The organism is Inconstantimicrobium porci (assembly GCF_009696465.1).
Lineage (GTDB): Bacteria > Bacillota > Clostridia > Clostridiales > Clostridiaceae > Inconstantimicrobium > Inconstantimicrobium porci.
Window position 1 is genome coordinate 26,956 of record NZ_VULX01000017.1, and the last position, 24,127, is coordinate 51,082.

The window sequence follows — 24,127 nt, forward strand, 5'->3', positions numbered from 1 at the left end:
TATGGAATTAAGTGAACGCGCTGATATTCTTGTGCAGTCTCTTCCTTATATACAGCGCTATAATAATAAAATAATTGTTGTCAAATATGGCGGTAATGCTATGGTCAGCAAAGAACTGCAGGAAACTGTTATCAGTGATATTGTGATGATGAAATGCGTTGGCATGAAGCCTGTTGTTGTCCATGGGGGAGGCCCTGATATTACTGAGTTTATGAAAAAAATCGGTGAAGAAACTACCTTTATTAATGGGCTGAGGGTAACAGATGAGAATGCTATTAAAATTGTGCAGATGGTTCTTGGAGGAAAGGTTAATAAGAATCTTGTTTCTATGATTGAGAAGGCAGGCGGAAAAGCTGTTGGTTTATGTGGTATGGATGGTTCGCTTTTAAAAGCTAAAAAACATGTTAATTCTGATAACGTTGATCTTGGCTTTGTAGGTGATATAACTTCAGTAAATACTGATATCTTAAAGACAGTGCTTGATTCTGATTACATTCCTGTAGTTGGCAGCATTGCATTAGGTGAAGATAATGACTGCCTTTATAACATAAATGCAGATAACTGCGCTTCTAAAATTGCAGCTGCTCTTAAAGCAGAAAAGCTTATTCTTTTAACTGATGTACCTGGTGTGCTTAAAACTCCAGGTGATGCTTCTTCTTTAATTTCTACACTTAGACTGCATGAAATACCAAAGCTTCTTTCTGAAAATGTAATTAAGGGCGGAATGATTCCTAAAATAGACTGTTGCGTTGAAGCTGTGCGTATGGGAGTTGAACGTTCATATGTAATAGACGGCAGGATTCCTCATTCAATGCTACTTGAGATTCTTTCAGATGAAGGTATTGGCACTATGATTTATTAGGAGATGATTAATATGGAAAATTCTTTACTTAATACGTATGGATATCTTCCTCCTGTTATTTTAAGAGGTGAAGGTGTTTATCTTTTTGATACTGATAACAATAAATACTTAGATTTTGCCAGCGGCATTGGTGTAAATTCTTTAGGATATAACCATTCAAAGTGGACTTTAGCAGTAACAAATCAGCTTAAGACTCTGCAGCATTCATCAAATATTTTTCTTAATAATGTCACTGCTAAGCTTTCTAACAAGCTTACAGAAGTAGCACATATGGACAAGGTTTTTTTCGCTAACTCTGGTGCTGAAGCAAATGAATGTGCCTTTAAGATTGCCAGAAAATATAGCTTTCAAAAGTATGGTATGGGAAGAAACGTGATTCTATCCTTAAGGCAGTCTTTTCATGGCAGGACACTTACAACTCTTACAGCTACAGGCCAAGAAAGATTTCATCAATATTTTTATCCATTTCCTGAAGGTTTTGCTTATGTTGAAGCTAACAATATTGATGATTTTAAGGAAAAAGTAAGTAACAATGTCTGTGCAGTAATCATGGAGCCAATTCAGGGTGAAAGTGGCATACATTTGATTGATAAGGAATTTGTACAGGAAGTCTCAAAGATATGTAAGGAGAAAGATATCCTGCTTATTTTTGACGAAGTGCAGAGTGGTATTGCAAGAAGTGGTAAGCTTTTTGCTTATGAATATTTCGATGTTGAGCCTGATATCATAACTTCTGCTAAAGGTCTTGGAGGCGGTCTGCCTATTGGAGCAGTATTATGCAATAAGAGCGTTTCAGATGTTTTTGTTCCAGGTGATCATGGCAGTACATTTGGAGGAAATCCAGTATCATGTGCTGGTGCACTTGTGGTGCTTGATGAGATTTGTAATGAGAAAACTTATAAGAGAGTTTGTGACCTTGGTGAATTAATTATGAATAAGATTAAGAAGGCTAATTTGCCTAAGGTGGTAGAGGTGCGTGGCAGAGGATTGATGATTGGTATCGAAGTTAAGCAAAAGGCTGCAGAAATTCAGAAAGCGGCCCTAAAGAAAGGACTTGTGGTCTTAACTGCAGGAAGTAATGTGGTACGACTTCTTCCACCAATAGTATTAAGTGAAGAAGAAGCAGAAAAAGGAGCAGATATTTTAATCAGCTTACTTAGTTAAGGAGGATTATATGAAAAAAGATTTATTGAAAATGGATGACCTTTCTAAAGAAGAAATTTTAGATATATTGAATCTAGCTGATCAGCTTAAATATGAGCTTAAGCATGATATTGCACATGCTCATTTAAAAGGTAAGACACTTGGCATGATTTTTGAAAAAAGCTCTACAAGAACAAGAGTATCTTTTGAAGTAGGTATGTACCAGCTTGGAGGCAACGGCTTGTTTCTAAGCAGCAGGGATCTGCAGATAGGACGTGGGGAACCTGTCCAGGATACTGCAAGAGTTCTTTCGAGATTTCTTAACGGTATTATGATAAGGACTTTTAAGCAGAAGGAGGTTGAAACTCTTGCTAAATATTCATCAATTCCTATAATTAACGGTCTTACTGATGATGAGCATCCATGCCAGGTGCTTGCAGACCTTATGACTATCAGGGAATACAAAAATACTATTGAAGGACTGAAGGTTGCCTACATTGGTGACGGTAATAATATGGCTCAGTCATTAATGATAGGAACTTTAAAAACAGGAATGAACTTTTCAATAGCATGTCCACCTGACTACACTCCAAAGCAGGAGTATATCTTAAGGGCAAAGGAGCTTGCAGAAAAGGAAGGCACTAAATTTGTTATTACTGATTCTCCTAAAGAAGCAGCAATGGATGCTGATGTTTTAATCACTGATGTTTGGGCAAGCATGGGACAGGAAGGCGAAGCAGAAATCAGAAAGAAAGCATTCAAAGGCTTCCAGATAAATGATGAACTTATGGGTAAGGCTCATAGTGATGCCATAGTACTTCACTGTCTGCCAGCACATAGAGGAGAAGAAATAACAAATGAAGTAATTGAAGCTCATCAGAACGAAGTCTTTGATGAAGCAGAAAACAGACTGCACGCACAAAAGGCTGTGCTTGTTAAGTTAATGAAATAGTATAACAAATCAGGAAGAGCATTTTTCATTCGAGAAAACAAGACTAATATGACTCTTTCAAATTTAGTATTGCAAAAAGAACAGGTCAAGGTTATAGGCAAATAATAATTGCTGTTTTGCAAGTGGATATGCACTGTAACCATCAGCAATGAACTTAAGAGTTTTGTTTGGGAAGTTTTTAATTAAATTAGCAAGATAGTATGAACACTTATTATTTGTGCATTTATGTACTTTAAAATGTTTTCGTTCCTTACGTTCCGTAAGCGTCGAGCCACAGTATGGACATTTAAAAACTAAAGGCTTAGTAACAAAATTAGACTCTTGAAATGCAGTACCACAAACTTTGCATTGATACTGGCCTTTACTACCATTGTTATCATAGATGTATTCATGAGTGGCACCACATTTAGGGCAGATAATTTTGTCTGGAATAGTTTTACCGTTACGTCTTTGGACGGGCTTGATAATTTTATTATATTTATGCTTGTAATACGCTAAAAGCAGTTTGTAATCAACCTGCTCAAAACGTTTGATTATAGGCAGTTTATCTACTTTAAACTTTTGATATTTAGGACTGTTTGAATCATCAAATTGCATTTGCTTAAGCGGAATATGCTGAGCAATAAGTCCTATAAGTTGATAAATAATTTTAATTAGATATTGATTATATATTAGTAAATAAGTTATAATTGAATCCACAATAACGACATCCTTTCGTGTTTATTTTTGTATTCTAGGAGATTCAATTGTAACATGAAATTAGGGGGTCGTTGTTTTTTTGCAAAAAAACTTCCGAAACCTTGATTAATAAATAGATTTTAAAGTAAAAAGTGTGAAGAAACTTTACACTAACGATTAAAGCAAGGAAGCTAAATTAATAAGAGAGCAGAGGTTTTACAATCTCTGCTCTTATTTTTTTGTAGATAAAGATGATTTAATAATTGTTTTTTAGTCATACTATAATATTTTTTTGAAAAAATAAAAAAACAATAAAGAGTTATAAAAATTTAACGATATAATTAAAGGAACAAGAAAAATGTCACATTGTGTAAAAAAGCATAAAGTTGAATTGGTGGCAATAATAGTATATTTTGTACAAGTTATATATTAGGAGGAAAGAAAATTGAAACAAAAGTGCAGAAACTTAAAGGTAATTTATAAGCTTATATTCTGTTTTGGAAGTATAATTTCGCTTGTATTATTTGATGGTATAATAAGTTATAGCAAAATAAAAGGGATTGATAAAAATTTAGATGCAATATATTCAAAAAGTCTTGTGAAATTAACTACGATACAGGATATTAGAAATAATATGGCTGATTTAACTTCAGGATCACTTATTTTAATTAATCCTGCTAACAAGGATGTTGTTGATAAGACAATTTCAGATATGAATATGTTAATTGATGAAAGTACTAATCTTACAAAAACATATGAGAAACTAGTTAATGATGATAAGGATAAAAAAATATTTTCACAGTATGTAGAAAATTTTAATAAATACAAACAATCAAAAGATAAATTTTTTGAAGCTGCTAAGAGTGGCGATGAAAATCTAACAAAAGAGCAGTTTGACATATTTGATGGTTACAGAGCGGTAATAAATGATTTACTTGATGAAACAATAAAATATAATCAGAATATTGCTAAAGTTAATTATGATAATAGCCAGAAAGAGTATGAAAGTGCTATTGGAAGTATAAGCATATTTGGTTTAATTGTAATTGTAGTAAGTATAGTATTCTCATATATATTAATAGTGAGCATAATAGGTCAATTGAAAAAGGTTAAAGCATTCTCTGAAAGAATTTCTCAATTTGATTTTTCAGAAAGTATAGAAGTAGTAAGTGAAGATGAATTTGGAGAAACAGCAGTATCACTAAATGAAGCACAAAGCAATATAGTTGAATTATTAAAGAATATAACAAATAGTTCAAATCAACTAAAATCTGATAGTGATAAGTTATCTATAAATTCTGAAGAACTTATGTCAAAGATGCAGGAGATGAATACTGCATGTAAGACTATGGAGGTTACTATAGAAGAAAACAGTGCTGCTTCAGAAGAGATAAGTGCTTCTGTTGAAGAGATAAACTCAGCAGTAAGTGAACTTGCTCAGAAAGCTTCATTAGCAAGAGATGTAGCAGGTAAAGCAAAAGAAAATGCAGAAAATGTTCAGGAAAAAGGACAGGCTGCAGCAGTTACTACTCAAGATTTATACAAGGAAAAGAGAGAAGCGATACTTAATGCCATCGAAGAAGGCAAGATAGTTAGCAAAATAAAGGATATGGCTGAAACTATTGCAAGTATATCTGATCAGACAAATCTTCTTGCATTAAATGCAGCTATTGAAGCAGCAAGAGCAGGAGAAAATGGTAAAGGCTTTGCTGTTGTTGCAGATGAAGTAAGAAAGCTTGCAGAACAATCAAAAGAAGCTGTAAATGATATTAATGAAAATATACAAAAAATTGATGTGGCTTTTGAAAACTTATCTTCAGGAAGTAATGATATTTTAGAGTTTATGAATGAGAAAGTAATACCAGAATTTAATGGCTTTGTAGAAGGTGGAGACCGTTATTATAAAGATGCAGATTACATTAACGAGTTATCAGAGGATCTTGCTTCAACACTTGAAGAATTCTCAGCAACTATAGATCAGATTAGTGAAGCAATTCAAAATGTGGCACTTAATGAACAAAAATCTTCGGAAAAAGTTGGAGTTGCAGGTAATGTAGTTAAAGAAATCAATGCAGTATCAGAAGAAGTTTTAGAAACATCACAAGGTCAGGCTGATTTATCTGAAGGATTAAATGAATTAGTAAGTAAGTTTAAAGTAGAACAATAATTTTAATTAAGCACCATTTCGCGAGGAATGGTGCTTTTTGGCCTTTGCTGAATACAAGAAATGATGACTGCGTTTTTTTAGAAAAATCAGTTATTCCTACATCATTAAAGATTTTTTGAACAGGAGTACTTACAAGAAGTAAATTACCCTCCCTTTCAAATGAATAATCAGAAAGGTTTGATTCGCCGATATAATTCTTAATCCACTGTATTCCTGTATTAGATGAACCGCCATAGTTTCCTCTTAAATCGATGATTGAAACTGGAGCTTTCTTCATGTTTAATGCACTATTTATAAAAGCTGGCTGGTCAGCATCTTTTTCTGAATCAGAAACAAAGCTTGTAAATAAGCTGACCTTTATCATTTAATGAATGGTACATATAGTTGCTTATTTTATTGCTTTTATCAATTTCTTCTTATGGCAGACCTTGATTTGTTGACTTCTGATAAAACTGAACTGAATTCAGTATCTTTAGCTTTTTCAGTACTATAAGATTTATATTTAGCTGCTGCTATACCAGCTGCCCCTGCAGTTATAACAGTTGCCAAAAGTATGATAACTATTTTCTTTTTCATATAGAATTACCCCCAATATATAAAAAATAAATTACATATATAAGGTATGTTATAGCACTAAATTGATGGCAAATCAAATGGAATTATACACAATTCACCTATAATGTTCTTGCTAAGGGTGGATTTTATGTATAAAATTACATTAAGGGAAAATTACAAAGAGGATTGGGTGCAATTTATGTTTCATCAGTAGTTGTAGGAATAGCCTGGTTTATAATATATATTGAAATGTGCTTGTATTAATAAGGGAGATGGTGTGATGATACTACTATTTATTATTCTAATGTTGCTTGTATTTGGTAAGTTGCTATTTCTTGCGTTTAGAGCGACTTGGGGAATTGCAAAAATACTTTTAACATTCATATTGCTGCCTGCTGTTATTGTTGTTATGGCATTAGGAGGCTTGATTACATTTGCTATTCCTATACTAATAATTATTGGTGTTATAACAGTACTTTGTAGTATTTGTGGAAAGTAATAATGTTTGAAAGACATATTCTGTAGTCTAAGTTATTGTGCTTAAGTCGTTTCTACATATGTCTTTCAACCTTTTTTATTATGAGATAATAGAAATTCAGTGAAAAATTAAACCTGTATCAAATCGTTTTTCAGACCTTTTGCCACAGGCTTTTTTCATATTGTAAATAATACATTTATTACGTACTTCATCAAAATGATTAAACGTATATTTCGATTAAACCCAAAACCAATAAGTGTAATGGATAGAATATATAGAAGAACCACTTGTTAAATGCACTACTTTTGCCTTTCTTGCCATTATACATTAATAAAAGTGGAATTATTAAGAATATTCCTGCCTGCCATATCTCGCCATACCATGGTCTGTGTTTTGAAATCATGAATATTATGTTTGATAATACTTCAAATCCAGAAGCAAGCGTGAAACAGATTAATTTAGCTTGTATATTATCTCTAAAAGCATAGAATACAAGGATAAATACAGGAGCAATTATTCCCCAGTCACCCATTCCAGAAAGCATTATTAGTAATACGGTGCTTGTCCATTTTAATATAGGATTTGATATCTTCTCATAGCACACCAAAACTAAAAAGCCAATAAATAATGTATAAATAACATTCAAATCAGTAAATAAATTAGAAGTTAATATAGTTTTGTGGTGAGCAAAGGTATAAGCAAACTGTGAAATTACTGCAAACAAAGCAAGTCTTTCTCCATATTTTTTCCTTGAATGAGTATAGTAAAATCCTTCAGCAATGAAGTAACACATAATAGGCGCTGTTAGTCTGCCAATAAATCTGAAAGTACTGTATAAAGCAATATTGCTGTTCTTGGTGAAAAGTAACATTGCGATATGATCAAGAAGCATTGCAATAATTGCAATATATTTTAAAGTATTTCTATTAAGACACTTTTTCAAATTAATCCCCCCCTTAAAATTGTCATAAAGTGTATAATATATATTATATATTATAGTACGAAATGTAAGAAAATTGTAATAAAATTATTTATAATATTAAGTGTTATTACTTTGTATAAATTGTTATAATGATGTTTATTGTGAAATTTAATTATGATATTAAATAATTTGGAGCGATGGGAGTTAAATTACATGAATGGTATTGAAATATTAAGACAAGAAGAAGAGAGATATGATGCTCTTAAAGATAAAATAAAATCATTGCTTCAGACACCTGAATGTATCGGTGTGGAGGAATATTTAAAGGAAGCAGAGGAAATGTGTGATGAGGATTCTGAACTGTATTGGTTATTTGCCTGGTATTATATAAGAGCAGGTCAGGATGATGAAGCAATGAAATACCTTAAAAAAGCTGAGGCTATTAATAATAGAGAGGCCAAGATATTTATTTCGATGAGCGGTATTTATGGAAGGCGTGGCGAATATGAAGAATGTCTAAAGTGCTTAGATAGAGCAATGAATTTGCACAATGAAGATTTTAATGACATTTATTATTCAAGGGCATTATGTTATTACGATATGGGCGATATGGTACAAGCTAAAAAATATTTCCTTAAATCATTTACAAAGTATTGTTATCAATGTAGTAAAACTTTAAAGAATATTGATAAACATCTTAATGGAAAAACAAAAAAGAAGTTTAGCATTAAGGTTATTCCTATTACAAAAGAACGCAAAAAATATGAAAGGAAGAATAAGATTAAGAAGATAACTAATCGTATTCCAAAAGCTGTAAAATATTTTTTGTTTGTAATGATGCTTTTAGTGTTTGGTGTATTTTATTGGATTTATTCAATAACTCTCAAGAGAATAATAGGCAGAAAAAAAATAAAGAATTATGATGATTTAAACAATTGTAAAAATAAAACTAGAGTTATTATAAAGCTTAAGGATTTAAAGAATACAGGTTATTACAAAATGAATGATGGCAGAATACTTACTGAAGAACAGGTTGAAAGTGATAATTTATGGGCTGGTGTTAAGAGTGGCATTAATTACGGAAGTTTTGAAGATAAAAATATTCTTTTTTGCAACTGTATAGTGGGACTTCGATGTAAAGAGGGCCTTGAATTAATAGGACAGGCTAATTATATAGATAAAGAAATCTATAAAGAGATAATTGAAAAGTACAATATTGATGAAGATAAGATTCTTATTGAAGGGAAATAGATCATTATTTTGAATTATAAAAAGTGAACTTTATAATGTAGGAATTTAGAGAACTATGAAAAGTCTACTTAGAGCGATCGCAGAGAGCGACGGAGAATCGGAATATTTATATTTGTAGAAAGTGCACATATAAAGAAGATTCAAAATATAAAAAAATTAAAATAAAAATGATAAATAATAATAAAAAAAATTAAAAGTGCACTTTCATCCTTTCGTAATCAAGGGGATAAAGACATATGAAGAAACGACTTGGAGAGACCGCAGGGAACGACGGAGGCTTCGGAATATGTCTTTATCCCCCCTCCCCTTAACGTTAAATTAATGTTGCTTTTGTTATTCTTTACTCATGAAGTTTATGTGAGGTGACTATATGAGAAAAAAGAGAATTGCAATATTGATTATTCTGGTGATATTTAAAAGATATCCAGGCAAGAAAATCGAAAAGGTGATTTTTGATATGAATAGCGGTGATGGCATAGAAGAATATGTTAAGCGACTTCTTACAGATACTTTATCAAGCGATGGACCTGATATTCTGATGATTGATTCTATGAGTGCCAGAAAACTTGAAAAATCAAGAATGCTTATTGATTTAAAGCCGCTGATTGCAAAGGATAAGGATTTTAATAAAGATGATTACAATATGAAGGTGATTAAAGCAGGGATGTATGAAGGAAAGCAGGTATTAATGCCTTTAGATTATTCTGTTAATCAGTATATAACTACAGAGGAAGATACAAGTGAGCATGAACAAACAGTAACAATAAATACTGTTGGAACACATAAGATAAAAGTTGAATCTACCGATAATTTGGATAATACAAAAAAAGAGATACTGCTGCTTTTATGAATTCTAAAATATTATATAGTGTAGATAAATTATAAGTTGGTAGAGGGGATGGAAGAAGAGATGACAAATAGATTCTGGGATATTTTTTTGTGTTAATTTTGTTTTAATATTTAAAAGGTTTTATCTTAACTATGAAAGTAATAAACGTATATTATTTGAGAGTATGGTAATAATTTTAATTAAGGTTTATACTAACAATAAGGAATGTAAATTTTAAATACATATCATGATACTTTTCAACAGATATTATATTAACCATAAGGACTGTAAATGTATATTTAATTAGAAGATTTACAAAAAATGATATATTAACTATGTGGAAAGAATTAGAGAGTTAGATTCAGCATATTGAATATTACTCTCTATTTTATTTGCGCTAAAATTAGCACTATTAATTATACTGGTTGACATTTTATAAAAGAGAGTTATTATGGAAATATATTTAAAATATAAGGAGAAGATGATTGCTTGGGAAACTTAAACAATTCTTTAAAAATGTTATTTATTCTTAAGAGTAGAGGACTTATAAAGGTAAAAGATTTAGCTGATGAACTTGAAGTAAGCTCTAAACAAATAACTAGATATAAAGAAGTACTAGATGAATTTTTTGATATTGAATCTATAACAGGAAAGAATGGAGGATATCGTTTAAGGGATACTTATTTTCCTTTTAAAGAAGTGCTTTCAGAACAGGAAGTAAACATTATTAAAGAAGCCGTTTTATCTATCGATAGTTCTGCATTGCAAAATAACCCGGATCTTAATAAAGCAATTGAAAAAATTAATTATACTATTCTAAACGACGATAACAGCATTTCAAATTATGAATCTATAATTCCATATTCACGTATTAAGAAAAATGATGAAAAGTTTAAAGAAATAGAAAATAAATTATACAGCAGTATTTTTGGATCAGAAGAGGCTGTGATTTCATATAAAGATAATTCTGGTAAGGTTACAGAAAGAACTATATGTCCATATCAGTTTATTGTTTACAAGGGTGAAAAATATCTTGTTGCATTCTGTCTTTTAAGAAACGAGATACGCTTTTTCAAAATAAGAAGAATCATTAACTGCAGAGTTACAGATAAAAAGTTCAAAAAAGATATTGATGTGAAAAAAGTTATTAGTGATTATAGAAAAAATAGTATAGGGATTTTTGGTGGTGAAGAGTATGATTTAGAACTTGAAATAAAATATCCTATGGCAAATACAATCAAAGAAAGATTATGGGTAGATAATCAGGAAGTTGATGAAACAACATACAAAGACCGTATTATCTTTAAAGCGAAAATGAAAGGTGGACCAGAGATTTTTTCATGGATATTAAGCATGGGTGATTGCGTAAAAATAATTAAACCATTAAAGCTTAAAGAGGAAATACATAAAAAATTAGTGAATATGATAAAAAATAATTAAAAAAAATTATTTGAGTACATCATACGTCCATAATGTAGTTTATTCTATTAATCGAAGGGAGGTGAAATATTATGAGAATAGAAGTTATTTTTAATGCAGAAGACAAGAAATTTCCAATGTGCTATAGAATGATGATTACAAGCGTTATTAAAAAATCACTGGAACTTGCTGATGAAGAATATTTTAGAAATTTATATTACTATGAAGAAAAGAAAAATAAGAGAATAAAGCCTTTCACAAGCTCTGTTTTCCTAAGAAAATATGAAATTAAAAATAATGAGTTTATATTGAATGATTCAGGATCAATTATCATTTCAACTCCAGATTATAATTTTGGGATAACTCTATATAACGGATTTTTAAAATTAAAAAGCCATCAATATAGGGATTATAAAATTACAATTAATAGAGTCATTCTTAAAAAAGAGAATGTTGTAAATGAGGAAAAAATACTATGCAGGACTTTATCACCAGTTGTAATTACTGATAAAAGCAAAAAGCCAGTGAGCATTGAAGATATAGATAAGTTTAATGAGGAGTTAAATTATATAGCAGATCTTTCACTTGAAACTTATAGGGGCTACAAATTAAAAAGAAATATAGCGTTTACACCTGTAAGAATGAAGAAAATTGTTGCTAAAGAGAAGATAACAGATTTTAAGAATATAAGTAGTAAAGACTACATCTATATTGAGGCTTATAGTGGACAGTTTTATCTAGAAGGAGATATTGAAGATTTAAGGCTTCTAATGCAGCTGGGGATAGGCTTTAGGCGTAGTGAATGCTTTGGACTAATTGATTTAGTATAGGAGGTGAAGAAAATGAAGATATACAATTCTGATAATTGGTTCTATAAGCTTGGAATAGTCGGATTCAATAGAATCATGAAATATAACCAGACTTACAATAACTTAGATCTTGATAAATTTAATTATTATATTAATGAAGATTATATTCAATTTGATGTTGAGCTTCTTAATGAATTTGCATCATGTTTTTATAAATATTTCATTAATCAGTATGATACAGCAAAATTGACAGGATCACATTTAGATTGGAATATGAGCAGGGCACAAGATAAGAGCAAATTTACAGATAGTTTTAAAGATATTAAAAAGATAATATCAGATAAAAATAAAAAAATAGCTAAGCTTAAGGTTACTGGATATAATCGTTGTGAAGAGATTGCTAATCAGGTTAAGAAAATTAAATATGATGACTTAGATAAGCTTAATCATTTGCTTGATGAGTATAAAGTAATAATATCTGAAGATAAGATTAATATCCCAATAACAATTAATTATTTTAAATCAGTCTTATCAAATAGTTTCTTTGGACAGGTAAGTTTTCTAAATGTATGCAATAACAGTAAATCTATAAAAGAGCAGGAACAGATTATCTTTAATGATTATGTTCAGCCTGTAATTGATTCTGAGAATTTAAAAAATATCATTTCATTAGAGGATGAAGAAGAACTTAAGAAATTTACAGTAGATAAATGTGATGAGATAAGTTCAAAGTCAAGTGACGTTGAAAAAGTTATTAAAGTAATTAATAAGGATATATTTGGTAAGAAAAGAAAAGCTAAATCAGTTAATGAGATACTAGAAAGGTATAATAAATGCCAGATATGCGAAGAGGAAATATCTTATGGCAGTGATTATTCAGATGGAAACTTTATTCCTTTGGCAATAAGCGATGAAAACAGTCAGAACATGTTTTGGAACTTCAATGCAAAATATCCTATATGTCCTGTATGCAGATTAGTTTTATTATGTACTGCAGCCGGCGCAGCAACAGTTTTTAAAAACTATATGGATGAAAAATATAGTTATAATGATAAGCTATATTACGGATTTATAAGTATGGATGGCAGTCTTAAAAATCTAATAGATCAGAATGAAGCATTTAGAAATCAAAGTAGTAAAGATATAAGTTTTGAGCAGTATGTTTTAGATTATATAGGACAGAAGAAAGAAATCAGCTTATGGCAGCTTCAGAATATATTATATGTTGAATTTAATGCAGACTATGGTTCTAAGAATTCAAAGTTGAATTATTTTAATATACCAGTGTACTTAGCAAAATTCATAGTAGCCCATTCTGATGAGCTACAGTCTATCAAAGACACTAAACTTAGAAAAGAAATATTTGACGCATTACTGAAAAATCAGAACTTACAAAACATCGTTGATTTAAAGTTACGTTCTTGTGTTAAAACAGAAAGCTTTACTGATTTATATGTACTGAGAATTATTAAAATAGAGAATTATTTAAAACAGTATAAACAATTATGTGAAGGAGGAATTAAAGAAGTGGATGATTCAGCTAAAAAGAATTTAGACTTTATTTATTGGCAAGGCAGTAAGATTGCTACTGTTTATAGAGATAATAATGGGGAAAATAAGCTGCCAGGGATATGTTACAGACTTCTTAATGCAACAAAAGCAGGGAATAAAAAAGAACTTATGGATACTGTAATAAGGATATATATGTCTGCACAAAAGGAAATTCCATATTTATTCCTAGATATAATCAAGGAATCTAAATTAGATTATGAAGAAATTGCACATAGCTTTATAGCAGGCTTAAATTCTAAGGAAAGAGAAAGTAAGGAGGAAAAGTAAATGGGAAAATCAATAACCGCAAGTATAATCTTTGAAGCACAAAGCTTAAATTATGGTGAGGGAATAGGAAATATATCAGAACTTAAAAAGTTAACAAGAAATGATGGAAACTACTATTCATTAGAGACAAGACAAGCACTTACTTATGATATAAGAAGACTTGGAAATGATATTTTTGGATGGAATCTACAGACTGTCGATAAAAGCAAGGGAACGATACAATTTAAGAATGAATATACAATAAAAGATTCAGAAGAAATGGATCTATTCGGATATATGAAGACTGCTAAAAAAGGTGATGATGATAAAGGTGGTTCATTAATAAGGTCTGCAGCAGCAAGAGTTTCTACTGCTATATCACTGGAACCGTATAAAAGTGATATGGATTTTTTAAGCAATAAAGGATTTGCAGATAGAATAGGAGAACATCCAAATTTAGCAAATAGTGAGCAGCACTTAAGTTATTATTCATATACATTTACAATTGATTTAGATAAGATAGGCGTTGATGGTGACATAAAACTTTCAAATGAAGAAAGAGCAAAGAGAGTAAACCAGTTCCTTGATTTAGTTAAGATTCTAAATAGAAATATTAGGGGAAGACAGGAAAACTTATCACCATTATTTATTATTGGTGGTATGTATGATATAGCTAATCCATTTTTCTTAGGAAGAATTAAATTAATTAATAATAACCAGAAGTTCGATATTAACGTTGAACCATTAAAAAATGCTTTAGAGATGACAATACTTGATTGTAATGTAAAGGATAATACAGGAATTGGACTTGTAAAGGGTATATTTAATAATGAGGAAGAGATACTTAACATTACTGATAATAAATTAAGTGTAGAGGGATTCTTTAAAGACTTAAAGAGCAGAGTAAACGAATATTATGGAGCGTGACTATAATGAAAGCTTTAAAGATTAAAATGTATCAGGAGACTGTCTGTTACAGAAAGCCTTATGCATTTAAAGTTACAGAGACTTATCCATTACCTCCATACTCAACAATTATTGGAATGCTTCATAATGTGATTGGTGCAAAAAGCAATGAGTATCATCCAATGAATATTTCTGTCCAGGGCAGCTATGATGGAATATTCACATCATACAATACTACAAGATTGTATAAAAGAAACGATGTGACTTCTATGCCTATGAATGTACACATGCTTTATGGTGTTAAATTGATAATTCATGTAACAGCTACAGAGGATACATTAAATAAAATTTACAATGGATTTAAAGAGATGTCATCAGCTTTCGTTCTTGGAAGAAATGAAGACATTGCAAGGATAGACTTAATAAAGTTTGTAAATCTTGAACATCATATAATTGATGAAGATGAAGACAGCGTGAAAATGGGGTATAGCATGTATGTACCAGATAATTATGATGTGAATGTAAAAGGTATAAGATATAGACTTAACAAAGTTTATACAATAAAAAATGATCTTAGACAATGGGAAAAAGTAAAGGTTAAGTATGTAGAAAAAAATAACTATATTGATGAAGGAGAATACTTCATTGATGACGATAAAAATGAGCAGAATATTGCATTCCTGGCTTAAAGTTAAATCTTATGTGCTGACTGTATTTTGATATACAGCAGCACATATTGTTTATGAGGTGATTATCAAAGGTGAGTGAAAAAGTAATTTATTATGCAAAGACAAATCCGGTAGAAACAATAAGAGAACATACAGATTGTGTTTTAAAAGAATATAAGATTTTGAAAGATAAGTACAAATCACAGATAGATGATGTGGTAAAAGATTTTATAACTCCTGATAAATTTTGGGATATCCTTTATACATGCTGTTTTTATCATGACTTTGGTAAATGCAATGTGCAGTTTCAAAATAAATTGAGAAGAAAATTAAATCTTGAGGAAATTCAGTGTGAGGAACATCAGGAAATTTATCATAATTATCTGTCACCTGCATTCTTGTCAAAAGAAGATAGAAAAAAGATCCCTAAGGAACTAAAAAAAACCGTGTATCAATCAATGGCATATCATCATGAACGAGATTCACAGGTTATAAATGGTATGCAGGATAGTAGTGATATAAGAGAGTATATATCTGATATTTTATATAAGGAAGTAGATAATATAAATAAGCATATGGAAAGTAATGTGGAAAAAATATTTACTAAGTATGTTTCTATGATTAACTTAGATGAAAGAATAAAGTCAGATGATGAAAATTATAAATTTTATATCATGCTTAAAGGATTAATTCATAGATTAGATCATTCTGGTTCTGCTCACATTGATGTAGAAGAATATCCTAATAAAGATATTGGTATATGCACAGAGAGTTTTTTTAGCGAGAATAACTGGTCTTTTAGAAAACCTCAGCAGTTTGCTCAAAAGCATAGAAATGAAAATATTTTAATGATTGCATCTACAGGAATAGGCAAGACAGAAAGCGCACTTCTTTGGATAGATAAATCTAAAGCATTCTTTACACTACCATTAAGAGTAAGTCTTAACGCATTATTTTCCAGAGTTAAAGATAATATTGGTTATAAAAGTGTTGGATTATTACATTCAACAGCAATTGACTATATGGATGAGCAGGGTGATGAAGATGCGTATAGGTCATATGAAACAGCTTCTTTATATAGTAAGAAGTTATGTTTTTCTACTATAGATCAGATATTCAAATATCCATTTAAGTATAAAGGATATGAGAAGATACTTGCCACATTATCTTATTCAAAGGTGGTTATTGATGAAATACAGGCATATTCTCCTGAAATTGCAGCTGTAATTCTATATGCTGTAAAGCAGCTTGTAGATATGGGTGGGAAGTTTATGATTATGACAGCTACACTTCCTAGAATTTATAAGGATAAACTAAATGAATTTGGTATAAAATTTCAGATTGCTGAGTTTATCTCAGATAAAATACGTCACAGAATTATACTAAAAGATTGTGATATATGCGATTCTATTAAAAATATTATCGACAAAGGAAAAGATCACAAGGTACTCGTTATAGCTAATACTGTTGATAAAGCAACAGAAATATATAAAAGGATTTCTGATTATTCAGAAGGTGAAGTATCAGTAAAATTACTACACTCTATGTTTAATAATATTGATAGAAGTGAAAAAGAAGATGAGATTAAGAAGTTTACTATGGAGGATAATCATGAAAACGGCATATGGGTAAGTACTCAGATAGTAGAAGCATCACTAGATGTTGATTTCGATTATCTTTTTACTGAAATGAGTACATTAGACAGTCAATTCCAGAGATATGGAAGATGTTATAGAAAGAGAGAATATAATTCATCTGAGCCTAATGTGTATATTTTCTGCGATAATGTTTCAGGAATTAAATATGTTTATGATGAAGAAATATTTAACCTAAGTATTAAGCTCCTTAAACCTTATGATAAGAGGTTCTTGAAAGAAGAGGTTAAAGTTAATCTTGTTGATAAGTTGTATTCAAAGGAGATGCTGAATGAAACTGAATTTTATAAGAGATTTACTAAGGCTTGTCATGATATAAGTGTTATGCAGCCATATAGTACTACATCAAGCGAAGCACAAAAAACATTAAGAGATATCAATTCAATTAGTGTTATTCCTGAGAAAGTATACAATAATAATCTTGATCTATTTGAACAATTAAGTGACCCTGATGTTAAAGATAAAGGTGCTATTTTTAGAAAGATAAACAAGCTAAGCATAAGTGTATCAAATGGCAAGATAACCATGGCTAAAAAAAGAATGAAAGCTTTTTATGCAAAGAATTGGATGAAATGAAGGGATTATATAAAGTTAATGCTAAGTATGATTACGAAACTGGACTTAATGTTTATGAACTTGATGATTGTAATTTCATATGAATAGAGGTGATAAATAATGTCCATAGATTTTCAAAGTTTAAAAGTAAGTGGAATAAAAATTAATTATTACTTTATATGCAAGAGGAAGTTGTGGCTTTTCTCAAAGGGAATTACTATGGAAAACGGAAATGACAGAGTTCTCGAAGGTTCAGTAGTTCATGAAGAATCTTATAGAAGAGAAAATACAAAAGAGCTGTTGATTGATAATCTTATCAGGGTTGATATTATAAATAAAGATTTTGTGAAAGAAGTTAAGATTTCAAGCAAAATGAAAGAAGCTGATAAAATGCAGCTACTATATTATCTTTATTATTTAAAACAGTTAGGTATTGATAGAGAAGGTACTATAAATTATGTAAAGGAAAAGAAAATCGAAAATATAAGTCTTACGCATGATAGTGAACTATTAATTGAAGATACTCTTAAAAATATAAAAAAGCTTTTAGAAGAAAAATATCCACCTAAAGTTGAAAAGTTTCCTTACTGCAAAAAATGTTCATACTTTGAATACTGCTATATAAGGGAGGAATAAAGTATGGGACGTGAATACTATGTATTTAATAATGGTCAGTTAAGACGTAAAGAAAATACAATTTATTTTATAGATTGTGAGAATAATAAAAAAGCAATTCCTATAGAAGAAATAGAGCACCTTCATTTATTTGGTGAAATAGATCTTAACACTAAGTTTTTAAATTACATTTCAAAATACAGTATTTTAATTAATGTTTATAACTATTATGGCTTTTATAGTGGCACATATTATTCCAAAAAGAAAAATGTTTCAGGACTGGTGCTTGTAAATCAGTCACGTTTGTATCTTGATAATTCATTGAGAGTTAAAATGGCAAAATCATTTATTGATTCTGCTAATCATCATATGCTTAGAAATCTAAGAAGACATAAAGATAAAACTGCTAAATATATTACCATAATTGAGAATGAAAGAAAGATAATGAATTCAGCAGCTACTATACAGGAGGTTATGGGGGCTGAAGGAAGAGCAAGAAATGCATATTATGCAGCTTTTAATAAATTTATAGATCAGGATTTCCATATGGATAAAAGACAGAAAAGACCTCCACAAGATCCGATAAATGCATTGATTTCGTTTGGAAATACAATGATGTATACTACTGTTCTAGGTGAAATATATAAAACACAGCTAGATCCAACAATAAGTTATCTACATGAACCATCAACAAAACGTTTTTCATTAAGTCTTGATATATCAGAAATCTTTAAACCGCTTATTGTAGATAGTGTTATATTTTCAGTGATTAATAAAAAAATTATAAGAACATCTGATTTTAATATAAATAATGAAATGTGTTATTTAAATGAAAATGGCAAGAAAAAGTTTATAAGAGAATTGGAAAATAAGCTGTCAACTACAGTAAAGCACAGAATTTTAAATAGGAGCGTTTCTTATAGGACATTAATTAAACTAGAGTGTTATAAAATAATAAAGGCTGCTGTTGAAAATGAACCATATAAACCTTTGAAAGCGTGGTGGTAGAATGTTCGTTATTTTGACTTATGATGTAGGCGAAAAAAGAGTTAACAGAGTAAGAAAATGCATCAAAAAATATTTGACATGGACACAGAATTCAGTTTTTGAAGGCGAAATAACTGTAGGAAAACTCCATAAATGTCTTGCTGATGTTAATAAGGACATACTGCCTGCTGAAGATTCTCTTTATGTTTATGTTGTTAAAAATTCTCACAATATAACTAAGGAAGTAATTGGACAGGAAAAGAATTATGATGAATTATTTCTATAATAATTGATTTACTGCAAAATTGATGGAATAAAATTAAAATACACAAAGATTTGTGATTTATATACAGTTTATTTATAATAAAAGTATAAAAAATATATGTGATAATAATATGTTTTAGCACTTTTGCAGTAAAACCATAAAATTACAAATGATGTTCTAATTAAGAATTCATGCAGGTTTACAGTCAATTAAAAGAGACAGTTCGAAACACTACTAGAGGTGTACTGCAGATTGTTATTAATAATCGTGTTTTTAGACGCGTTAAAGGCGCTATTTTACTAGGTTTTATTTTGAGATTTTATTGGGTTTTATATTAACTATGAGGAATGTAAAGCCTACTACAGGGTAACGACCATTAGTCAAGCTAGCAGTTTTATATTAACTATGAGGAATGTAAAGTTTAAACAGCATTTCAATTAAGTTATCCAGGTTGCAGTTTTATATTAACTATGAGGAATGTAAAGTTCTAAAAATAGAAGTACCCCCATACATTCCCATACGTTTTATATTAACTATGAGGAATGTAAAGATGGAAGAATTTTTAAAAGAGTTTGGGTTACCTGGAAGTTTTATATTAACTATGAGGAATGTAAAGCTTATATAAGAGTATAGACAAAAAGCTAGTAAATTAGTTTTATATTAACTATGAGGAATGTAAAGTTTAAAAGAATTATATCAAATAATGTAAAAATAATAGTTTTATATTAACTATGAGGAATGTAAAGCCGTATATGCATGCAAAATTTGCACCATTAACTCTTGTTTTATATTAACTATGAGGAATGTAAAGTAAATTTCTTCTGCTTCTGCAAATGATAGAACTTCGTTTTATATTAACTATGAGGAATGTAAAGTAAAAGCAAACACCTACTTTTTTCTTAAACGCTACTCGTTTTATATTAACTATGAGGAATGTAAAGTTGTTCAGGTGTAATATAAAAATACTTAGTTTCATAGTTTTATATTAACTATGAGGAATGTAAAGACAAACATTTACTACGTGGTTTAATGGGGTACATGAGTTTTATATTAACTATGAGGAATGTAAAGCTATAAGAGTCTTATTTGATATTGCTCGTTTTATCGTGTTTTATATTAACTATGAGGAATGTAAAGTTAACATAAACTTATGTTATAATAGAGGTACAAAGAGTTTTATATTAACTATGAGGAATGTAAAGACGAAAAGCAAAAGATTATAATTAAACCCACTTTTGGTTTTATATTAACTATGAGGAATGTAAAGCTTTTGTTTGTAACGGTTCAAGATTAGAAGACGTTTGTTTTATATTAACTATGAGGAATGTAAAGAAAGAATTCGCTTTTACTTTTAGTTCAGTGTCTGTTGTTTTATATTAACTATGAGGAATGTAAAGTTAAAATATCCGAAGAAACTAAGAAGCAAGTAGGAGCGTTTTATATTAACTATGAGGAATGTAAAGTTTTACTATCTACTTAAATAGTTCAAGTTCTGTCTCGTTTTATATTAACTATGAGGAATGTAAAGCATACTTTGATTTACACTATCACAAATTTTAAAATCGTTTTATATTAACTATGAGGAATGTAAAGTTGATATAGTTTTTTACAGAATCATTTGTTTCAAGGTTTTATATTAACTATGAGGAATGTAAAGACAAACATTTACTACGTGGTTTAATGGGGTACATGGTTTTATATTAACTATGAGGAATGTAAAGCAGGTACAAACCCAAAATGATTAGGGGTTGGGGGTTGTTTTATATTAACTATGAGGAATGTAAAGGTTAGTCTCAAAGCTATCTTGTATGTCCTTAATAGTGTTTTATATTAACTATGAGGAATGTAAAGTTCTATAAATTTAATAAAATTCAAGCACATCAAAAGGTTTTATATTAACTATGAGGAATGTAAAGGTATGTCAGTATTATAAGTTGTTACAACTGGTAAGGTTTTATATTAACTATGAGGAATGTAAAGAGTGCAGTGACTGATTTAAACATACATTCCTTTTCTGTTTTATATTAACTATGAGGAATGTAAAGGTCATAAATAGGATAAGCTTTATATGTTCTTCCATGTTTTATATTAACTATGAGGAATGTAAAGTAAGTTTACCCCAAGTGTTAGGCTCTATAACTCTATAGTTTTATATTAACTATGAGGAATGTAAAGTAATTGCAAACTTAATAAATACAGGAGATGTGCCGAGTTTTATATTAACTATGAGGAATGTAAAGTTAATGCATTTTTCAGATGAAAGTCTTGGAACAATGCGTTTTATATTAACTATGAGGAATGTAAAGATTCTATGGACTCTATCTTCTGCTTGTGCTCTAGTTGTTTTATATTAACTATGAGGAATGTAAAGGTAATGAGAATATATCTTATCAACTCCCCACCCATATGTTTTATATTAACTATGAGGAATGTAAAGATCTAAGAGCGATTATGATAAGCAGTATAATTTGTTGTTTTATATTAACTATGAGGAATGTAAAGATAAGGTGGTATTCTGCTATGTTCTTGTAACTTCGTGTTTTATATTAACTATGAGGAATGTAAAGTTGCTAAACGAACTGGAATACCTGCTTTAAGCTGACGTTTTATATTAACTATGAGGAATGTAAAGCTGCTCTAGAACGTACAGAATCATCGTGCGACTGTAGTTTTATATTAACTATGAGGAATGTAAAGGAGAAGGAAACTCCCGTCATTAGAGATAATTGTATACGTTTTATATTAACTATGAGGAATGTAAAGTAATAATGCCTTTATTTTCGGGAATAATCAAAGGGAAAGTTTTATATTAACTATGAGGAATGTAAAGTATATAGGTGGTAAAAGTGCTACTGGTCACGGAGAAGGTTTTATATTAACTATGAGGAATGTAAAGAACATACTAACATTGGTATTTGAGTTTGTACTTGCAGGTTTTATATTAACTATGAGGAATGTAAAGACATAAAAAAGTTGTGGAGCTAACAAAAAAGAATAGGTTTTATATTAACTATGAGGAATGTAAAGCCTATATAGAAATATATAGTGTATAATCGGGGAAGGTTTTATATTAACTATGAGGAATGTAAAGTTTGTATCCCCCTGTATGATTTCTTTTTCCATTACAGCGTTTTATATTAACTATGAGGAATGTAAAGATAAGCTGAATCATCAAGTTGTCGAAAGCTTAAACGGGTTTTATATTAACTATGAGGAATGTAAAGATTACCTGGTAAAATAGGGATTGCATTAGGCTTTGTGTTTTATATTAACTATGAGGAATGTAAAGTCTGCATTACCTATTGAAGTAGTTTTTCTGTTTTTCGTTTTATATTAACTATGAGGAATGTAAAGGGAGTTGTTCGAATATCTCTTCATTTGTCATGCCTGTTTTATATTAACTATGAGGAATGTAAAGACCAGATACAAAGTGATAAAGCTATAGAATTTATAGCGTTTTATATTAACTATGAGGAATGTAAAGTTTTAGTTCGTAACTGTTCCATAACTTCCCTTAGAGGTTTTATATTAACTATGAGGAATGTAAAGAAACAAGTTTGTTGTTCAAGAAAGTGTTCTAATGAAGTTTTATATTAACTATGAGGAATGTAAAGAGTAGAGTACACACGTTAATAGTGTGGAAGTGCGCAGGTTTTATATTAACTATGAGGAATGTAAAGATTTCTTTCTATTAATTTCTTTTTCCCGCAAAAATCGTTTTATATTAACTATGAGGAATGTAAAGATGCTCTTCATATGATTTAATACTGCTTTATTTATTGTTTTATATTAACTATGAGGAATGTAAAGATGAAAACTGGATATTTTTTTTAAAACATATAGTGGGGTTTTATATTAACTATGAGGAATGTAAAGTGAGTCTTGCTATTGTGTATAATCTATTAATTTGAGGTTTTATATTAACTATGAGGAATGTAAAGACATCTTTGAAGGTTCTACTTGACTTCTTCCTAATGGTTTTATATTAACTATGAGGAATGTAAAGGTGGCAACTATAGATAATATAATATTGGATAGCTTAGTTTTATATTAACTATGAGGAATGTAAAGCTACTATAATTTACGGTAGCATTTAAAACTTTAGAAGGTTTTATATTAACTATGAGGAATGTAAAGCACACTATTTTGTAGACGATACTTCAATATATCAAGGTTTTATATTAACTATGAGGAATGTAAAGGAAGTTAGATGATGAAGAGGCTGAGTATAGTTTTGGGTTTTATATTAACTATGAGGAATGTAAAGTAAATAAGTTAACTGCATTTATGCCAGTTTCTAAAGGTTTTATATTAACTATGAGGAATGTAAAGTTGGCCTAAGTTTTTAGTTGTATCGTCTGTAAGAGTGTTTTATATTAACTATGAGGAATGTAAAGTTGATAAGTAAGTCTATAGCTTTCAATTGTTTTTCAGGTTTTATATTAACTATGAGGAATGTAAAGAACCGGATTAACCCCTTTATATTGGACAAAATCTATTAAATTCTTCTTTTTTCTCAATATTATATCTTTATGCAAATTTTATCTAGATGCTCTCCAAGATAAAGAGTATAAAATTCCTTTGGTGGCATAT

At 29.8% G+C, this 24,127-nt stretch carries 20 protein-coding genes and 1 CRISPR repeat array; of the genes, 16 read left to right on the forward strand and 4 right to left on the reverse strand.

Translation table 11 applies throughout. The annotated features are described in order from the left end of the window. Window position 1: 1 nt before the first annotated feature. Genes argB through argF form a run of 3 tightly spaced genes read left to right on the forward strand, consistent with a single transcriptional unit; the run spans window position 2 to window position 2,957 of the window. Entirely contained in the window at window positions 2–862 is an 861-nt protein-coding gene (argB, locus tag FYJ33_RS11000; protein ID WP_154531789.1) for an acetylglutamate kinase, read from the forward strand. A 12-nt stretch (window positions 863–874) separates the two neighbouring features. Beyond that, window positions 875–2,026, forward strand: a complete 1,152-nt coding sequence (locus FYJ33_RS11005; RefSeq protein WP_154531790.1) for an aspartate aminotransferase family protein — start codon at window positions 875–877, stop codon at window positions 2,024–2,026. Window positions 2,027–2,036: 10 nt separating this feature from the next. Next, window positions 2,037–2,957, forward strand: coding sequence for an ornithine carbamoyltransferase (gene argF / locus FYJ33_RS11010; RefSeq protein ID WP_154531791.1), 921 nt, complete (start codon window positions 2,037–2,039; stop codon window positions 2,955–2,957). Between the two features lie 63 nt (window positions 2,958–3,020). Here the strand turns inward: argF and FYJ33_RS11015 are convergent, their stop codons facing one another. Continuing rightward, window positions 3,021–3,656 carry a hypothetical protein gene (locus FYJ33_RS11015; RefSeq protein ID WP_206046675.1) on the reverse strand — a complete coding sequence of 212 codons (636 nt, stop codon included), beginning with the start codon at window positions 3,654–3,656 and terminating at the stop codon, window positions 3,021–3,023. A gap of 424 nt (window positions 3,657–4,080) precedes the next feature. Between FYJ33_RS11015 and FYJ33_RS11020 the strand changes: the two genes are divergently transcribed. Beyond that, complete coding sequence (locus tag FYJ33_RS11020; protein WP_154531792.1) at window positions 4,081–5,802, forward strand: methyl-accepting chemotaxis protein; 1,722 nt, start codon at window positions 4,081–4,083, stop codon at window positions 5,800–5,802. Here the strand turns inward: FYJ33_RS11020 and FYJ33_RS11025 are convergent. Then, on the reverse strand, window positions 5,786–6,166 hold the full coding sequence (locus FYJ33_RS11025) for a hypothetical protein (protein ID WP_154531793.1): 381 nt from the start codon (window positions 6,164–6,166) through the stop codon (window positions 5,786–5,788). The genes FYJ33_RS11020 and FYJ33_RS11025 overlap by 17 nt on opposite strands. A 41-nt stretch (window positions 6,167–6,207) precedes the next feature. Then, the gene (locus FYJ33_RS11030; protein WP_154531794.1) at window positions 6,208–6,378 is read right to left on the reverse strand and encodes a hypothetical protein; all 171 of its coding nucleotides are present in this window, start codon (window positions 6,376–6,378) and stop codon (window positions 6,208–6,210) included. Window positions 6,379–6,637: 259 nt separating this feature from the next. Between FYJ33_RS11030 and FYJ33_RS11035 the strand changes: the two genes are divergently transcribed. After that, window positions 6,638–6,856, forward strand: a complete 219-nt coding sequence (locus tag FYJ33_RS11035; RefSeq protein WP_154531795.1) for a hypothetical protein — start codon at window positions 6,638–6,640, stop codon at window positions 6,854–6,856. A 199-nt stretch (window positions 6,857–7,055) separates the two neighbouring features. Here FYJ33_RS11035 and FYJ33_RS11040 read toward each other — a convergent pair whose 3' ends face one another. Further along, on the reverse strand, window positions 7,056–7,778 hold the full coding sequence (locus FYJ33_RS11040; RefSeq protein WP_154531796.1) for a TraX family protein: 723 nt from the start codon (window positions 7,776–7,778) through the stop codon (window positions 7,056–7,058). A 192-nt stretch (window positions 7,779–7,970) separates the two neighbouring features. On the opposite strand from FYJ33_RS11040, the gene FYJ33_RS11045 reads away from it, so the two are divergent. The 11 genes from FYJ33_RS11045 to cas2 all read left to right on the forward strand — a co-directional run bounded on the left by FYJ33_RS11045 (window position 7,971) and on the right by cas2 (window position 19,555). Then, a complete protein-coding gene (locus tag FYJ33_RS11045) occupies window positions 7,971–9,008 on the forward strand; it encodes a tetratricopeptide repeat protein (protein ID WP_206046676.1) in 1,038 nt (345 codons plus the stop codon). 370 nt (window positions 9,009–9,378) lie between these two features. Continuing rightward, window positions 9,379–9,858 (forward strand): type 2 periplasmic-binding domain-containing protein, encoded by a 480-nt coding sequence (locus FYJ33_RS11050; RefSeq protein ID WP_206046677.1) that lies wholly within the window; start codon window positions 9,379–9,381, stop codon window positions 9,856–9,858. Between the two features lie 468 nt (window positions 9,859–10,326). Then, a complete protein-coding gene (locus FYJ33_RS11055; protein ID WP_154531798.1) occupies window positions 10,327–11,277 on the forward strand; it encodes a helix-turn-helix transcriptional regulator in 951 nt (316 codons plus the stop codon). A gap of 71 nt (window positions 11,278–11,348) precedes the next feature. After that, window positions 11,349–12,086, forward strand: coding sequence for a CRISPR-associated endoribonuclease Cas6 (gene cas6 / locus FYJ33_RS11060; protein ID WP_154531799.1), 738 nt, complete (start codon window positions 11,349–11,351; stop codon window positions 12,084–12,086). Window positions 12,087–12,098: 12 nt separating this feature from the next. Further along, complete coding sequence (gene cas8a1, locus FYJ33_RS11065; RefSeq protein WP_154531800.1) at window positions 12,099–13,904, forward strand: type I-B CRISPR-associated protein Cas8b1/Cst1; 1,806 nt, start codon at window positions 12,099–12,101, stop codon at window positions 13,902–13,904. Then, window positions 13,905–14,810, forward strand: coding sequence for a type I-B CRISPR-associated protein Cas7/Cst2/DevR (gene cas7i, locus FYJ33_RS11070; RefSeq protein ID WP_154531801.1), 906 nt, complete (start codon window positions 13,905–13,907; stop codon window positions 14,808–14,810). It begins immediately after the preceding gene. A gap of 5 nt (window positions 14,811–14,815) precedes the next feature. Continuing rightward, a complete protein-coding gene (gene cas5b / locus FYJ33_RS11075; protein ID WP_154531802.1) occupies window positions 14,816–15,478 on the forward strand; it encodes a type I-B CRISPR-associated protein Cas5b in 663 nt (220 codons plus the stop codon). Between the two features lie 71 nt (window positions 15,479–15,549). After that, complete coding sequence (cas3, locus tag FYJ33_RS11080; RefSeq protein ID WP_328598689.1) at window positions 15,550–17,688, forward strand: CRISPR-associated helicase Cas3'; 2,139 nt, start codon at window positions 15,550–15,552, stop codon at window positions 17,686–17,688. A gap of 99 nt (window positions 17,689–17,787) precedes the next feature. Beyond that, a complete protein-coding gene (gene cas4, locus FYJ33_RS11085; protein ID WP_154531803.1) occupies window positions 17,788–18,303 on the forward strand; it encodes a CRISPR-associated protein Cas4 in 516 nt (171 codons plus the stop codon). A gap of 3 nt (window positions 18,304–18,306) precedes the next feature. Continuing rightward, window positions 18,307–19,290: a type I-B CRISPR-associated endonuclease Cas1b gene (cas1b, locus tag FYJ33_RS11090; protein WP_154531804.1), complete on the forward strand. Its 984-nt coding sequence runs from the start codon at window positions 18,307–18,309 to the stop codon at window positions 19,288–19,290. Between the two features lies 1 nt (window position 19,291). After that, a complete protein-coding gene (cas2, locus tag FYJ33_RS11095; protein ID WP_154531805.1) occupies window positions 19,292–19,555 on the forward strand; it encodes a CRISPR-associated endonuclease Cas2 in 264 nt (87 codons plus the stop codon). Window positions 19,556–19,860: 305 nt separating this feature from the next. After that, window positions 19,861–23,997: a CRISPR direct-repeat array (repeat unit 29 nt; unit sequence GTTTTATATTAACTATGAGGAATGTAAAG). Window positions 23,998–24,127: the final 130 nt, after the last annotated feature.

Coding starts and splice junctions, on each gene's coding strand:
- cas1b (WP_154531804.1), top strand. CDS start 18,307: ATGGGACGTGAATACTATGTATTTAATAATGGTCAGTTAAGACGTAAA.
- argB (WP_154531789.1), top strand. CDS start 2: ATGGAATTAAGTGAACGCGCTGATATTCTTGTGCAGTCTCTTCCTTAT.
- argF (WP_154531791.1), top strand. CDS start 2,037: ATGAAAAAAGATTTATTGAAAATGGATGACCTTTCTAAAGAAGAAATT.
- FYJ33_RS11025 (WP_154531793.1), bottom strand. CDS start 6,166: ATGATAAAGGTCAGCTTATTTACAAGCTTTGTTTCTGATTCAGAAAAA.
- FYJ33_RS11005 (WP_154531790.1), top strand. CDS start 875: ATGGAAAATTCTTTACTTAATACGTATGGATATCTTCCTCCTGTTATT.
- cas6 (WP_154531799.1), top strand. CDS start 11,349: ATGAGAATAGAAGTTATTTTTAATGCAGAAGACAAGAAATTTCCAATG.
- FYJ33_RS11050 (WP_206046677.1), top strand. CDS start 9,379: ATGAGAAAAAAGAGAATTGCAATATTGATTATTCTGGTGATATTTAAA.
- FYJ33_RS11045 (WP_206046676.1), top strand. CDS start 7,971: ATGAATGGTATTGAAATATTAAGACAAGAAGAAGAGAGATATGATGCT.
- cas7i (WP_154531801.1), top strand. CDS start 13,905: ATGGGAAAATCAATAACCGCAAGTATAATCTTTGAAGCACAAAGCTTA.
- FYJ33_RS11035 (WP_154531795.1), top strand. CDS start 6,638: ATGATACTACTATTTATTATTCTAATGTTGCTTGTATTTGGTAAGTTG.
- cas4 (WP_154531803.1), top strand. CDS start 17,788: ATGTCCATAGATTTTCAAAGTTTAAAAGTAAGTGGAATAAAAATTAAT.
- cas2 (WP_154531805.1), top strand. CDS start 19,292: ATGTTCGTTATTTTGACTTATGATGTAGGCGAAAAAAGAGTTAACAGA.
- cas5b (WP_154531802.1), top strand. CDS start 14,816: ATGAAAGCTTTAAAGATTAAAATGTATCAGGAGACTGTCTGTTACAGA.
- FYJ33_RS11030 (WP_154531794.1), bottom strand. CDS start 6,378: ATGAAAAAGAAAATAGTTATCATACTTTTGGCAACTGTTATAACTGCA.
- cas8a1 (WP_154531800.1), top strand. CDS start 12,099: ATGAAGATATACAATTCTGATAATTGGTTCTATAAGCTTGGAATAGTC.